General features: G+C 53.7%; 16 protein-coding genes and 2 pseudogenes. 8 read left to right on the top strand and 10 right to left on the bottom strand.

From position 1 onward, the window contains the following. Window positions 1-24: 24 nt before the first annotated feature. Window positions 25-141, top strand: a pseudogene (locus WH277_RS16980) (type VI secretion system tube protein Hcp); the annotation flags it as partial. A 693-nt stretch (window positions 142-834) separates the two neighbouring features. Continuing rightward, window positions 835-1,581 (top strand): bifunctional NADP-dependent 3-hydroxy acid dehydrogenase/3-hydroxypropionate dehydrogenase YdfG, encoded by a 747-nt coding sequence (gene ydfG, locus WH277_RS16975; protein WP_133845124.1) that lies wholly within the window; start codon window positions 835-837, stop codon window positions 1,579-1,581. 22 nt (window positions 1,582-1,603) lie between these two features. Here ydfG and WH277_RS16970 read toward each other — a convergent pair whose 3' ends face one another. Beyond that, window positions 1,604-1,930, bottom strand: coding sequence for a YnfA family protein (locus WH277_RS16970; protein WP_133845126.1), 327 nt, complete (start codon window positions 1,928-1,930; stop codon window positions 1,604-1,606). Between the two features lie 132 nt (window positions 1,931-2,062). On the opposite strand from WH277_RS16970, the gene WH277_RS16965 reads away from it, so the two are divergent. After that, window positions 2,063-2,410, top strand: coding sequence for a DUF1283 family protein (locus WH277_RS16965; protein WP_133845451.1), 348 nt, complete (start codon window positions 2,063-2,065; stop codon window positions 2,408-2,410). A gap of 50 nt (window positions 2,411-2,460) precedes the next feature. Continuing rightward, window positions 2,461-2,760, top strand: coding sequence for a DUF1161 domain-containing protein (locus WH277_RS16960; RefSeq protein WP_374760119.1), 300 nt, complete (start codon window positions 2,461-2,463; stop codon window positions 2,758-2,760). 41 nt (window positions 2,761-2,801) lie between these two features. Here the strand turns inward: WH277_RS16960 and WH277_RS16955 are convergent, their stop codons facing one another. Next, window positions 2,802-4,259, bottom strand: a complete 1,458-nt coding sequence (locus tag WH277_RS16955; protein ID WP_339505991.1) for an MDR family MFS transporter — start codon at window positions 4,257-4,259, stop codon at window positions 2,802-2,804. Between the two features lie 269 nt (window positions 4,260-4,528). On the opposite strand from WH277_RS16955, the pseudogene WH277_RS16950 reads away from it, so the two are divergent. From WH277_RS16950 to osmV, 4 genes and pseudogenes are all read left to right on the top strand, one after another. Further along, window positions 4,529-5,183: pseudogene (locus tag WH277_RS16950) on the top strand (ABC transporter permease). A 17-nt stretch (window positions 5,184-5,200) separates the two neighbouring features. After that, window positions 5,201-6,127, top strand: a complete 927-nt coding sequence (locus WH277_RS16945; RefSeq protein ID WP_339506392.1) for a glycine betaine ABC transporter substrate-binding protein — start codon at window positions 5,201-5,203, stop codon at window positions 6,125-6,127. 9 nt (window positions 6,128-6,136) lie between these two features. Continuing rightward, a complete protein-coding gene (gene osmW, locus WH277_RS16940; RefSeq protein ID WP_159337188.1) occupies window positions 6,137-6,784 on the top strand; it encodes an osmoprotectant ABC transporter permease OsmW in 648 nt (215 codons plus the stop codon). Continuing rightward, window positions 6,784-7,923: an osmoprotectant ABC transporter ATP-binding protein OsmV gene (osmV, locus tag WH277_RS16935; protein WP_339505990.1), complete on the top strand. Its 1,140-nt coding sequence runs from the start codon at window positions 6,784-6,786 to the stop codon at window positions 7,921-7,923. Before osmW ends, osmV begins: the two co-directional genes overlap by 1 nt. Window positions 7,924-7,964: 41 nt before the next feature. Here the strand turns inward: osmV and WH277_RS16930 are convergent, their stop codons facing one another. From WH277_RS16930 to WH277_RS16900, 8 genes are all read right to left on the bottom strand, one after another. Beyond that, complete coding sequence (locus WH277_RS16930; protein ID WP_339505989.1) at window positions 7,965-8,420, bottom strand: hypothetical protein; 456 nt, start codon at window positions 8,418-8,420, stop codon at window positions 7,965-7,967. Next, window positions 8,410-8,697 (bottom strand): hypothetical protein, encoded by a 288-nt coding sequence (locus tag WH277_RS16925; protein ID WP_339505988.1) that lies wholly within the window; start codon window positions 8,695-8,697, stop codon window positions 8,410-8,412. The genes WH277_RS16930 and WH277_RS16925 overlap by 11 nt, the downstream gene beginning before the upstream one ends. 62 nt (window positions 8,698-8,759) lie before the next feature. Then, complete coding sequence (locus WH277_RS16920) at window positions 8,760-9,521, bottom strand: MFS transporter (protein WP_339505987.1); 762 nt, start codon at window positions 9,519-9,521, stop codon at window positions 8,760-8,762. Beyond that, a complete protein-coding gene (locus WH277_RS28725) occupies window positions 9,407-9,658 on the bottom strand; it encodes an MFS transporter (protein WP_445235323.1) in 252 nt (83 codons plus the stop codon). The genes WH277_RS16920 and WH277_RS28725 overlap by 115 nt, the downstream gene beginning before the upstream one ends. Next, entirely contained in the window at window positions 9,651-10,124 is a 474-nt protein-coding gene (locus tag WH277_RS16915; RefSeq protein WP_339505986.1) for a hypothetical protein, read from the bottom strand. The genes WH277_RS28725 and WH277_RS16915 overlap by 8 nt, the downstream gene beginning before the upstream one ends. Window positions 10,125-10,399: 275 nt before the next feature. After that, entirely contained in the window at window positions 10,400-11,065 is a 666-nt protein-coding gene (bioD, locus tag WH277_RS16910) for a dethiobiotin synthase (RefSeq protein ID WP_133845142.1), read from the bottom strand. A gap of 122 nt (window positions 11,066-11,187) precedes the next feature. Then, window positions 11,188-12,405 (bottom strand): sugar metabolism global transcriptional regulator Mlc, encoded by a 1,218-nt coding sequence (mlc, locus tag WH277_RS16905; RefSeq protein ID WP_133845144.1) that lies wholly within the window; start codon window positions 12,403-12,405, stop codon window positions 11,188-11,190. Window positions 12,406-12,585: 180 nt separating this feature from the next. Beyond that, window positions 12,586-13,473, bottom strand: a complete 888-nt coding sequence (locus WH277_RS16900) for a LysR family transcriptional regulator (RefSeq protein WP_133845146.1) — start codon at window positions 13,471-13,473, stop codon at window positions 12,586-12,588. Between the last annotated feature and the right edge of the window lie 160 nt (window positions 13,474-13,633).

The raw sequence follows: 13,633 nt of genomic DNA, 5'->3' as shown, positions 1-13,633 counted from the left end.
AATATATAACTAAGGGAGAACGATATGAGTACGGACATTTTCTTAAAAATTGATGGTGTCACAGGGGAGTCAAGAGATGCCCGCCATCAGGGATGGATACAGATAGAATCATTCAGCTGGGGTGCTACGCAACCATCTTCATGCAGGCCATAAAACCCTACAATGACTGGAAATCAGGAAACGTTGCTATTGCAACCATGGATGGCTCTTTCATACAAGATGGCAAGAGGAAGGATTTAATTGTATGAAAAGCTCACTTAAAGCAACACTGTTCATTATCGTTGTGATAGCAGGCGTGTTTTTTTATGCTGGCCAACGATAAAAATATAGCTGGCGGGTTGCGCACACTACACTGAACAAGATAAGCGGGAATATGAATTTTACACCCCGGACATCCTGAAAAAAATACCAAGAATATCTGACCGCTATGAGTTTGATTTTTATAACGTGGCGGGTCCCGGATCACTTGTCTATTCGGTTACGTTTTACAATACAATTGATGCCAGTAGGGTTAACGCTTATCTGGCATCTCTTGGCTACACTAAGCAAAATTTCTGTTCAGTGGAGGGATATTGCTGGAAAGGCAGTGATCCTGCTGAAACTGTCACTGTTAGTTCAGTTTCAAAAATTAATGTGGTGATGGTGCAAGTCGATAACTCACCACAGTTCTGATCATGCATAGAAGCAGCCAGGGGGTGCGTGAAATTTGTGCAGTTTTTATTGCCAGGGGGTGTTATCCATTCTTTCTCATTCATCATAACAATTCGCTTCTTATCACCTCGGCCATCAGATGGTAAGGTGATAAAAATCCAAAATGTGTTGAGGAACAGTGAGATGATCGTATTTGTTACCGGCGCCACCGCCGGTTTTGGTCAAAGCATTACCCGCCGCTTTATCGCCCAGGGCCATAAAGTCATTGCGACCGGTCGCCGTCAGGAGCGTCTCGACGCCCTACAACAGGAGTTTGGTGAGAGTATTTATACGCTGGTACTGGATGTGCGCGACCGCGCGGGCATTGATGCCGCCATCGCCAGCCTGCCTGCTGAGTGGCGCAACATTGATATTCTGGTCAACAACGCCGGGCTGGCGCTCGGTATTGAGCCTGCGCAGCGTGCCAGCCTGGAAGACTGGGAAGATATGATCGACACCAACAATAAAGGGCTGGTGTACATGACGCGCGCCCTGCTGCCCGCGATGGTAGAACGTAATGTTGGCCACATTATCAACATCGGTTCAATCGCCGGAAGCTGGCCTTATCCCGGTGGGAATGTTTACGGTGCCACCAAAGCCTTTGTACGCCAGTTCAGCTTCAACCTGCGTACCGACCTGCACGGCACGGCGTTACGCGTGACCGATATCGAACCCGGTCTGGTCGGCGGCACCGAGTTTTCCAACGTGCGTTTCAAAGGTGATGACACCCGTGCGGGCAGCGTGTACGACGGTACTGAACCGCTGACGCCGGAAGATGTGACCGAAGCCGTCTGGTGGGTTGCCACCCTGCCGAAGCATGTCAATATCAGCGCGCTGGAGATGATGCCGGTGGGTCAGAGCCAGGCGGGCCTGCGCGTGCACAAGGCGTAATCAACGCTGTTCGGGCCTGCCTTCAGGCCCGTCCCCATCCTGCTACGATAATCAACATTCCGCAGAACGCCACGGCGGCACCCACCCAGTCATAGGTGCTCAGTTTTACCCCATCGACAATACGCAACCACAACAGCGCCGTGACCACATAAACCCCGCCGTAAGCCGCGTAAACACGCCCGCTGGCTGCCGGATGCAGCGTGAGCAACCAAACGAACACCATCAGGCTGACGCCCGCAGGCAGCAACAGCCAGGCAGACGCATTTTTCTTCAGCCACAACCAGGGTAGGAAACAGCCGATGATTTCGGCTAATGCCGTGGCAAAAAATAGCAGTGTCGTGGTCAGCACGTTTTCTTTTCTCTCTCAATGGTAAACGGCAGTGTCAGGCAGACTGGTGAGGGCCTGAAAGCTGGTGATATACTACATGACATGACCTGTTCAGTCGCCGTTGCCGTGGCTGCCCATATAAAGGAACCGATGATGAATACCCTGAAAAGCCGTCTGACAAAAGCCACTGTCCCACTGCTGCTGCTGACCGCGTTGTTTTCTGTTCAGCACAGCGCTCAGGCGCGTACTGACCGTCTGATTATTTCAGAAGGCGATAATGCCCTCACGACCGAGCAGGCACGCGAACAGAAAGAGCAGTGGGATGCGACCCGTAGCCTGCGTAACAAGGTGAACACCCGCGTGGAGAAAGAGTTTGATAAAACTGACCGTGCGTTTGATACCCGTGACGGTTGCGAACATAGCCTGAATGTGAATGCCTATTGGGAACCCAATACGCTGCGTTGCCTCGACCGTCGCACCGGCCGTCCGGTTGCGCCATAAGTGGATTTAACTGCTATAGTTAGCGGGATTTTCACACAGATAAGGATGAAATGATGAAAGGGTTTAAGTGGATGTTAACCGGGCTGATTGTTGCGATGCCACTCGCTGTTCAGGCGTCGTGCGAAACGGTCAAAGCCGATATTAATCAGAAAATCATTAACAATGGCGTGCCGGCTTCCGGTTTTACGCTTGATATTGTCCCTAACGACCAGGCCGATCAGGCTGCAGGACAGGTTGTCGGGCATTGCGAAAATGACACACAGAAAATTGTCTACAAACGCACGGGCAACGATGGTGACAGCAGTGTTCCCGCCAGTGCAGGCACCTCTCAGGATGCCCCTGCGCAGTAGTCTTCTTTAGGGCGACCCTTTAGGGCCGCCCTGCCTTACCGCTAGTGTGGCTTCTCTGCCGGCACAAAGCGTGCAATCACCAGGCTCATCACCGCAATCACCGTCGAGACCGCAAACACCCAGTGCAGCGAATGCGCAATTTCACTCAACATCATCTCCAGACTGGGGGCATCAATCTGCTGTCGCTGAGCGTGTGACATCACCTGCTGTACCGGATCATTATCGCCAGGCAAACGCAGCAGTAAATTGTAATTCAGTACCGCGCCCATTAACGCTGTTCCCAGTGCCGACCCCAGCATACGGCTGAACATAATCGAGGCAGTGCAAATACCGCGAATGGCAAAGTCGGCCGTGTTCTGTACCGCGATCAGGAAAGTGGTGCTGGTCATGCCCATGCCGGTGCCAATGACAAAAGCAAATAGCCCGGCGTGCCATACCGGGCTTTCCCGGTGCAGCGTCAGTAACAATGCGGTGCCGGCGATCAGCAAGGCGGAACCCAGCAACGCGGTAAACCGGTACGAGGTACGCTGCATCAGACGCCCGCTGAGCGTACTGGCCAGCGGCCAGCCGATCGACATCATCGCCAGTGCGCTGCCCGCCTGAAGTGGCGTTCCGCCATTGACGCCCTGGATCCAGGTGGGCAGAAACGCACTGATCCCCATCATCGCCGCACCAATCAGCAGATTTCCCGCGTTACCCGCCAGCAGTGTGCGACTGCGCCAGATCGCCAGTGGAAACAGCGGTTCGCTGGCCCGACGCTCATGCCGCAGTAGCGCGGTACCCGCCAGCACGGCCAGGACCAGTAGTGCAACAACAAACAGGGTGCCAAGTGCTTCTGCCTGCAGCAGGGCCACCAGCAATGCACTGACGGTCAGCATCAGCCAGGCGCTGCCTGCCAGATTGAGCCGATGCGGGCTACGTTCCTTCGACTCAGGGAAAAACCGCGCCAGCAACAGCATCGACACAATGCCAATGGGGACATTGACCCAGAAGATCAACGCCCAGTTAAAGTGCTGCACCAGCCAGGCCCCGGTCAGCGGCCCGACAATCGCCGCGATGCCCCACACGCTCGACAGCCAGCCCTGCACGCCCGCGCGCTCTTTCGGCGGATAGACATCGGCAATAATCGTCGAGGTCAGCGGCATAATCGCCCCGGCCCCCAGCCCCTGGAAGGCGCGGAACAGGATCAACCAGCCCATATTGGTGGCGAACCCACATAACACCGACCCGATGAGGAACAGCCCGGTGCCGATAAAAAACATCCGCTTTCTGCCCCAGAGATCTGCCAGACGACCGTAGATCGGCACGCTGACCGCCTGAGTGAGCAGATAGATTGAAAACACCCAGCCAAACTGAGAGAAGCCCCCCAGCTCGGCAATAATCGTTGGCATGGCGGTGGCAACAATCGTGACTTCAATGGCGGCCATAAACATCGCCAGCATTGAGGCGATAAGCACCCAGTGACGGTGTGTCACTTGTGTCGCAGTCTGTTCCGTCATATATCCCCTTTCTGTCGCACGTCCTGAAAGTGTGCATGATATTCCACACAACAGTTTTCGGATTGTGCTCTATGCAATTTTTTTCATCGACGATTTTCCCAGCGCTATCAACGGCTGACGCCTGTTTTGCCGAAAAAGTATCCTGCTGATTTTCGGCCAGAAATTTGGCAAATGCTATAGCTTTGAAAGCAAGTTTACCGGGTAAAGTGATAATCGCCCACGAGATAAACACTTTTAATGCTTATTTGCCCCCCAGGGAGAACACTGATATGCCACATTCCACGCTGTTACGGCGTGCCTTACTGGCGACGCTGTTTGTCGCTGCGATCATCGCCCTGCTGGTCTGGGGGCTGGGGATTGAGACCATTAAGGCGAAACGCGTCGATCTGATCTACCTCGGGCAACAACACATGACGCTGGTGTTCTGGTCTATGCTGTTTGCCCTGTTAATCGGTATTCCCAGCGGGATCATTCTCAGCCGTCCCGGCGCCCGTCGCTGGGCCGAGTATGTGATGCAGATTTTTAACGTCGGTAATGCCCGGCGATCATCGCGCTGTTCCTGGCCTCACTCTGCCCATCGTGCGCAACACCTATTCCGGCTTGTGTTCAGTGCCGGACTCCCTGCTTGAGGCTGCCAATGGCATCGGCATGACCAAAGGTCAGCGCCTGCGTCAGGTGGAAATTCCGAACGCTATGCCGGTGATGCTGTCCGGCATCCGCGTGGCAATGGCCATCAACGTTGGCACCGCCCCACTGGCGTGTTTGATTGGGGCCAGTAGCTACGGCGAGCTGATTTTTCCCGGTATTTACCTCAATGATTTCCCGACGTTGATCCTGGGTGCTGCGGCAACTGCGCTGTTTGCCCTGATCCTCGATCTGTTGCTGGCCGGCCTTGGCCGTCTCCTCAGCCCACACACTGCCTGAAGAATAAGGAACGGATGATGGCTGATGCTACTACTGTACTGACCCGCTGGCTACGTACCGCCACCCTCGCCCTTGCCGCCTCGTTGACACTGAGCAGTATGGCAACGGCAGCCCCGATTGTGATGACCACCAAAAGCTTTACTGAGCAGCATATTTTGTCTGCGCTGACCACACAGTATCTGCGCAAACAGGGCTTCGAGATCGAACCCAAAACCAATATTGCCACGGTAATTGGTCGTAATGCGATGATCAATAAGCAGGTTGATATGACCTGGGAATACACCGGGACCTCACTGATTATCTTCAACCATATCACGCAGCGGATGTCACCCGATGAGACCTGGCAGACGGTGAAAAAACTGGATGCGAAGCTGGGTCTGGTATGGCTTAACCCGGCACCGATGAACAATACCTATGCTTTTGCCATGTCGGCCAAACGGGCCGAAGCCGAGCATATTGAGACGATTTCACAGATGGTGGCGAAGCTGGAGCACGTGCGTCAAACCGACCCGGATAACAACTGGATGCTGGGACTGGATCTGGAATTCGCCGGGCGCTCAGATGGCCTGAAACCGTTGCAAAAAGCCTACAACATGCCGCTGGATCGTCCGCAGATCCGCCAGATGGATCCGGGGCTGCTGTATAACGCCATTCGCGACGGTTTTGTCGATGCCGGGCTGGTGTACACCACCGATGGCCGCGTAAAAGGCTTCGACCTGAAAGTACTGAAAGATGATAAAGGATTTTTCCCCAGCTACGCCGTAACGCCCGTGGTCACGGCAAAAGCGCTGAAGGACCATCCGGGTCTGGATGCCGCACTGAATAAGCTGTCGCCGTTAATCACCGATGAGGCGATTACTGAAATGAACAAACGTGTGGATATCGATCATCAGTCGCCGCAACAGGTGGCACATGATTTCCTGACATCCCATAACATGCTTTAAGGAGGCCTGGTGGAAACGATTCATTACATCATGGACAACAGCGGTTACCTGGCGAGCCTCACCTTCCAGCATCTGTGGCTGGTGGCGCTGGCTGTGGGTTTCGCTATCGTAATTGGCGTCCCCGTCGGTATTCTGATTGTGCGTTTTAAGTGGCTGGCCACCCCGGTACTCGGTCTGGCCACCATTGTACTGACCATTCCCTCTATCGCCCTGTTTGGTCTGATGATCCCACTGTTTTCGCTGATCGGTCAGGGTATTGGTGTGCTGCCCGCCGTCACGGCAGTGTTTCTCTACTCCCTGCTGCCGATTGTGCGCAACACCCACACTGCGCTGGAGAATCTGCCCGGCGGGCTGCGCGAGGCGGGACGAGGTATTGGCATGACCTTCTGGCAACGTCTGCGCTGGGTAGAAATTCCGATGGCGTTACCGGTGATTTTTGGCGGTATTCGTACCGCCGTTGTGATGAATGTTGGCGTGATGGCTATCGCGGCCGTGATTGGTGCTGGCGGTCTGGGCCTGCTGCTGCTGGATGGTATTAGCGGAAGTGACGTCCGCATGCTGGTTGCTGGCGCACTGATGATTTGTTTACTGGCCGTCGTTCTTGACTGGCTGCTGCACCGTTTGCAGGTCGCACTGACACCTAAGGGGATCCGATAATGATAAAACTGGAAAATCTCACCAAAACCTTCAAACAGAAAAATGGCTCCAGCGTGAATGCGGTGGACAATGTCAGCCTGAACGTCCCGGAGGGTGAAATGTGCGTGCTGCTCGGCCCTTCCGGCTGCGGCAAAACCACCACGCTGAAAATGATTAACCGTTTGATCCCTGCCAGCAGCGGTAAGATCCTGATCAACGGAGAAGACACCAGCGGGCTGGATACCGTGACGTTACGCCGTAATATTGGCTATGTCATTCAGCAGATTGGTCTGTTCCCGAATATGACCATCGAAGAGAACATTACCGTGGTGCCGCGGATGCTGGGCTGGGACAAGCAGCGTTGTAAAGAACGCGCCAGCGATTTGATGAGCATGATGGCGCTGGATGCGAAGAAATTCCTGCATCGTTATCCGCGTGAGATGTCCGGCGGACAGCAGCAGCGTATTGGCGTTATCCGTGCGCTGGCGGCGGATCCTCCGGTGCTGCTGATGGATGAACCCTTCGGTGCGGTCGACCCGATCAACCGTGAAGTGATTCAGAATGAGTTTCTGGATATGCAGCGTCAGTTGAAAAAAACCGTGATGCTGGTCAGTCATGATATTGATGAGGCGCTGAAGCTGGGTGACCGTATTGCCGTGTTTGGCCAGGGTAAAATCGTGCAGTGTGCCAGCCCGGACGAGCTGCTGGCGAAACCCGCCAATGAGTTTGTCGGCTCCTTTGTCGGCCAGGACCGCACGTTAAAACGTCTGCTTCTGGTGCAGGCCGGTGATGTGACCGACCAGCAACCGACCCTCACCGTGCGTAAATCCACGCCGCTGTCTGATGCATTCGGCATCATGGATGATAACGATCTGCGCTCGATTACCGTGGTGGACGAGGACGGTAAACCACTGGGCTTTGTGAAGCGCCGTGAGGCGCGTGGTGCCAGCGGTCAGTGTGCTGACCTGTTGCACCACTTTACGGTGACGGGACGGGCTGAAGAGAACCTGCGCGTGGTGCTGTCGAAACTGTACGAACACAATATGGTATGGATGCCGATTGTCGATGAAGAGGGTCGTTACAGCGGGGAGATTTCGCAGGATTATATTGCAGATTACCTCAGTTCAGGGCGTACGCGGCGGATACTGAACCCGGCTTAACGAACAGAGAAAATGGGGGGTAAACGGTCCCCCCATTATACTCAATGTGTTTCGACAAGATTATCCGGGAGCATGACGGCGATCTCTTCAGCAATGCCAAATTGTTCTATCAGCAGCTTACGCTGTTCTTCATTTGAAAGCGTCATTTTGGTTTCAGTGCCGGTGGCATTTCTGACCACCTGTTCACCCTTCACAATGCCAATAATCGCCTCAGGCTCGGCGAGACGGATCAGCAGTGCGCCATCAAAGCGGCTGTTGTGCCTGCTCATCTCATGACGGCGCGGATACTCACTGGTCGGGGCATTTCGCTCAAGGAGGCGACAATCCAGTCGGGGGCGTCCCAACGGTTTCCAGTTGACGCACCAGTAACCGTCACTGCGATGCACCTGCGTCCCCCACAATGGATCGGTTGAGTACCACTCTCTGAGAGGAAGTGGCTCACCATGCAGCATGGTGGCATCGACAATAAAGCTGCCCTGTTCCAGGTTAATCAGCAAGGTACCGTGACCCGGAGAACCCGCAAGTGATGTCCGTTGAGAGAGCATGGTAAAGCGCACCATGCCCTGCCCAGCAGGTGCCGCCGGTACCTAATCTGAGCCAGTGATCAAAAAAATCCGTTGCCGTTGCGCCAGGCAAAGGGCGACGCTGTTCACTGCAGGCGTCGATGCGCTTGCGGATATTGTCAAAAGGCACTTTCCTGCACCACGCCTGATAAAGGGCAGCCAGTCCTGCTTCTGTCACCGCAGGAAAATAGCTGAAGGCGAGTTTTTCCAACACCTGTTCCGCCAGTGCCGGTGATATCGTCATCTGTTCAGACACGTTTTATCTCTTATCGGTTAAATCGGAGGCCAGATTATGACCCGTATTTTCGTCCGCGGTTTTACGCGCAGCCCATACATCAGAAAAGCACTGCGGATAGTCAGAAGCCCGGAAACTTTTCCCCAGGTCAGGCTGCCCAGCGTCAGCGCACCGTAAAAGCACATGCTGTACACCGACAACGCCCTCGCCCGGACGGATACGCCAAAGACAGACTGCGCCGCTGAGTTAAACGTCGAGACAATCGCCGCCCATGAAAAACCTCCCACTACCGCCACTGGCACCAGCGCAACCATCGGTAAAGTAGCGGAAAACACCAGCAGAGAAATACCGTAAATCAGAGCAGCCCCTCCCAGAAGCTGGTGTCGCTCAAACACGCTTCTTAGCGTGGGCAATGCAAACGCTGAAATCACTGCGCCGCAGCCAAATCCGCTCATCAATAGTCCCAGCGCGTGGCTGTCTTCGTTTAATGCCAGACTGACATAGGCAGGTAACAAAGCCTGAAACGTTGAAACAGAAAAAAACACGATGACCGTCGTAAACAAAATACTGCTAAAATGTTGATTACCGGCACTCACCTTCATGCCTTCGGCCAGCAGGGCGCTATAGCTCTGTCGCTTTTGCGACACGGCCTGGTGGTCTCTTCGCTGCATCCAGATATAAATCATCACCAGAGATGCCAGACAAAGTGCATGAGTGAAATAGAGGATGGAAGGTCCCGCCAGCAGGAAAAGCAGAGAGCCCAGAGAAGGAGGTCCCGGGTTTGCGAGGCGACCAGCCAACCCGTGGCAAAAATCTGCATCCAGCTACCGATATTCGCCATAAAGTTCGCCACACACAGATGGCGAAAAGTCCGGTGTCGGAAAGGACGGAAAAGTGGCACTTTTTCCTTTCTTAAGGTCACGTCGCTTTTATGCATAGTCAACGGCTTTAAATTCCCGAGTGAGGTATTCAAACGTACGCTTTGCCTCATCGACGTTATTACAGGTGACAAAAAATCGCGCCGCATAATCAATATTCGTGGTGGTATCGCTGACCTCCTGCCCCGCCGTGACCTGCCAGTCAATGTCAATCTCAGCCTCTGTTTCAGGGGTGTTCAGGGCATTGATGCTACCGGAAATTTTCGGGTAGACGACAAAGAAGGAGGGGCGTGACCGGTGCTGACTGTGCGGTAATGCAATATCGGAAGCAGGCATACCACACTGGATCAGCAACTCCAAGTCATACATATTGACGCCTTCCCAGCGTTGATAAGCCGGTACCGTCATCAGTCCTGGTGAACGTGCCGCGACTTCGAGGAAAACTAACGTCACCAGCAGAATAATATAGTAACAATACTTATCATTAGCGTTGATTGGAGCAAAGAAATACCAGTTATCCTTCACAATTTAATAACAAAATCGTGACATTAATCACATTTATTTAACTAAATTTACAAAAAAAATGATTTGTTTATAAATTTGTCATTCAGACGCATTTGACACTGAAGCCTGAAGGACAGAAAGGGAGGATAAAACAAGAGGGGAATGAGCATCCAGGGGGCATTTACGTCGCATACTCAGGCTATATGTTTGCAGTATTACACCATGCCTGAGCTTATCCGACCGTCCGAAAAACGGCCGAATAAGCAGCGACTTTGGCCAGTACAAGGAGGTGATTGTTACAAATTCAGCGCAGTCAAATCCAAATAATGCGCCAGATCGCGACTCTCCGCTCGTGGTAGATACGGTAGTTCGCCCAGCAGCGGTGCCGGGATTTTATCGCGCAGCACATCAATGATTTCCGCGTAATGTGCCAGCCCCGGATTGATGCGGTTCGCTACCCAGCCCAACAGCGGCAATCCATCGTTGATCACCGCCTGCGCGGTTAGCAAAGCGTGGCTGATGCAACCCAGTTTGATGCCTACCACCAGTACGACCGGAAGCTGCTCCTGCACTGCCCAGTCAGACAACGGGCGCAGATCATTCATCAGGCTACGCCAGCCGCCCGTCCCTTCCACCACGATATAGTCCGCATGCTGATCCAACGCTTGCAGGCCGCTACTGAGCGCGGCATAGCTGATGGGCGTGCAACTGGTGCTGATCTCATCTTCCAGTAAGGTGACCGGGTTAATGGCATGGTAAGGCAACTGCACTGAGGAGGATGCCTGTAGAACCAGAGCATCTTTATTACGTGGCCCTTCTTCCGTTTGCTGGCTACTTTTCGCGACGGGTTTATATCCTACGGCCTGTTTACTGCCCGTTGCCAGCTTTTGTAATAACGCGCGCGACACCACGGTTTTACCGACTTCCGTATCTGTGCCGGTGACAAATAAACGTTTTAACATGGGATGACTCCGACAGGCACTGTCTGGCCTCATTGATAATTTTCGAACATGATGAATGAACGAAAATTGTAGGGTAGTGCCGGATGTCGGGGATTGCGTTAGCGCAATGTTTAGTGAATTTATCAGCCTTGTAGCAGTTTGATTAATAAGGATCCGTTGTAGAGCGCATCCTTCACCAGTGCGGCACCCGGCATGGTGCCAAGATTCACAAACTCAGTAGGTTCTACCTTAAGATCGGCACTGTAGCGCGGTAATGCCTGCTGGCGAATACAGTTAACGATGGCAGGGAAGAGAATCCGTTGCGCCTGATTAAGCGGGGAACCAATCAGGATTTTTTGTGGATGGAAAAGATTGACCATGATGGCGAGAATGCGCCCTACGCTGTTACCAACGCCGGTAATGACATCGCAGGCAATATGATCGCCCGCCAGCGCCGCCTCACACAGTGCATCAATGGTCAACGGCTGATTATGCAGGACCGAGCTCATCGACGCCTGCATGCGCTGCGCTGCCAGCTCAAGCATATTGTCGATGCTGGCCACGGTTTCCAGGCAGCCATTATTCCCGCAATAGCAGCGTTTTCCCCAGGGATCGACCTGGGTATGACCGATTTCAACCAGCGAACTGCTACCACCGTGCAGCAAGCGCCCACCGGTAATCACCCCGGCGCCCACATGGTGATCAATCACCACCTGAAGCACATCGCTGGCATCACGTGAAGCACCAAACAGCGATTCTGCCATCGTCCAGGCGCAGATATCATGCTGAATATACACTGGCAATCCGGTGCGCTCGGCAAGAACCGGCCCCAGCGGCATATCATCAACCTCGTAAAACGGCATGCGGTGAACAATACCTGACTGGCTGTTCATGATGCCCGGCAGTGTGATGGCAATGGCCGTCAGACGCTCGAGTTTGTGCTGGTGGTGAATAAAGAACTGGTCGACTTGCTGGACGATACGCGTCAACAACGGCAAATCGGCCTCTGCGGGAAGGGGGAATTGCTCTTCAACGACCATTTTGCTGCTGAGATCGCGCAGCGCGAGGGTGATTTCGCCATTACCGATACGGGCAGACAGGAAGTGCCAGGCCTGGGTGTCCAGCACCAGTCCGACAGCCGGACGACCACGACTGCCTGGGTCCTGAAATTCCGTTTCCTGCACCAGATGCGCTTCCAACATTTCACGCACAATTTTCGTGATGCTGGCCGGGGCCAGTTGCGCTTTTTTGGACAGCTCTATACGCGAGATGGGACCAAACCGATCAATCAGTCGGTACACCGCTCCGGCATTAGTCTGTTTAATCTGGTCAATATGACCAGGCTGACTATCCGCAATCACACCCCACTCCCACTTATCACCTGTCTTAAAAGGCGCTGCTGTCTGTTATTTTCACGCTTCAAAATAAAGCATTTCGCTCATGGTGAAACACTTATCAGATGGCGTCAAATATTTGATTCGATATGTGATTTGCCGCACATAAACCGTTGCTGAACGCTCATGTTTTCCGCGATTGCCAGATCATTTCGGCAATAACAACGTCATCATCGCGGCAACCACGGCAGGAATCTCACGTTGCTTCGACCACACCAGCCACACTTCCGAACGCGCGTCCTGCTCCACCAGCGGGATCCACACCACATCGCTCAGGCGCACGCGTCGGAAAGATGCCGGAAGAATAGAGACGCCCAGTCCGGTAGACACCAGGCCGATAATCGTCATTGCTTCCCCCACTTCCTGAGCAATATTAGGTTGAATATCGTAACGGCCAAGTAACCCCAGAATTTCACCGTACAGCGCTGTTCCCACCTGCGGGTCAAAGAAGACAAAGGGCTCCTGCGCCAAATCGCTCAGTGCAATTTGCGGCCTGCCTGCCAGGCGATGGGCACGATGCACCAGCGCATACATGGGTTCACGAAGCAGCAGCTGATGATCGAGGGTTTCCGGCAGAAGGGTATTGCGCATCACGCCTAAATCAAGCCGCCCGTCACCCAGCGGCGCCAGTTGCTGGCGGGTATTGATCTCCTGCATCTGGATATGGACCGCCGGGAAGCGCTGACGAAAGGTGAACAATGCGTCTGATACGACGGTGATAAACGGGGCGGATGACGTAAAACCAATACGTATTTCGCCTTCGTCACCGCGATGCAGGCGCGCAGCTTTGTCGGCAGCCTGATCGACCTGTTGCAGTACCAGACGAGCATCCTGCAGGAACTGCTGCCCGGCCGCCGTCAGTTGGACGCTGCGGTTGGTACGGGCGAAAAGGCGTGCGCCTATTTCATGCTCGAGGATCTGAATTTGCTGGCTGAGCGGCGGCTGGGAAATATTCAGGCGCAGTGCCGCACGGCCAAAATGTAGCTCTTCTGCCACGGCGATAAAGTAACGCAGGTGACGCAACTCGATATTCATATGTTAAAAGTATCATTCGAGATTATTAATATATTAGACATCATAATCTGACTTTCTTACCCTTTACAACGTGAACTCCCTGAATATCTCTAAGGATCTGTTGTGAACCGCTCATCCCATGCCGTCAGACCGCCGTATTCTGCTGACCGTGCATCTCTTG

The sequence above is a fragment of the Erwinia sp. MYb416 genome (assembly GCF_037479575.1).
Classification (GTDB): Bacteria; Pseudomonadota; Gammaproteobacteria; order Enterobacterales; family Enterobacteriaceae; genus Erwinia; species Erwinia rhapontici.
The sequence above is the reverse complement of the archived record's forward strand: the minus strand, read 5'-3'. Positions and strand labels throughout refer to the sequence as shown.

Coding starts and splice junctions, on each gene's coding strand:
- ydfG (WP_133845124.1), top strand. CDS start 835: ATGATCGTATTTGTTACCGGCGCCACCGCCGGTTTTGGTCAAAGCATT.
- WH277_RS16965 (WP_133845451.1), top strand. CDS start 2,063: ATGAATACCCTGAAAAGCCGTCTGACAAAAGCCACTGTCCCACTGCTG.
- WH277_RS16960 (WP_374760119.1), top strand. CDS start 2,461: ATGATGAAAGGGTTTAAGTGGATGTTAACCGGGCTGATTGTTGCGATG.
- WH277_RS16955 (WP_339505991.1), bottom strand. CDS start 4,259: ATGACGGAACAGACTGCGACACAAGTGACACACCGTCACTGGGTGCTT.
- WH277_RS16945 (WP_339506392.1), top strand. CDS start 5,201: ATGGCTGATGCTACTACTGTACTGACCCGCTGGCTACGTACCGCCACC.
- osmV (WP_339505990.1), top strand. CDS start 6,784: ATGATAAAACTGGAAAATCTCACCAAAACCTTCAAACAGAAAAATGGC.
- WH277_RS28725 (WP_445235323.1), bottom strand. CDS start 9,658: ATGCATAAAAGCGACGTGACCTTAAGAAAGGAAAAAGTGCCACTTTTC.
- bioD (WP_133845142.1), bottom strand. CDS start 11,065: ATGTTAAAACGTTTATTTGTCACCGGCACAGATACGGAAGTCGGTAAA.
- WH277_RS16900 (WP_133845146.1), bottom strand. CDS start 13,473: ATGAATATCGAGTTGCGTCACCTGCGTTACTTTATCGCCGTGGCAGAA.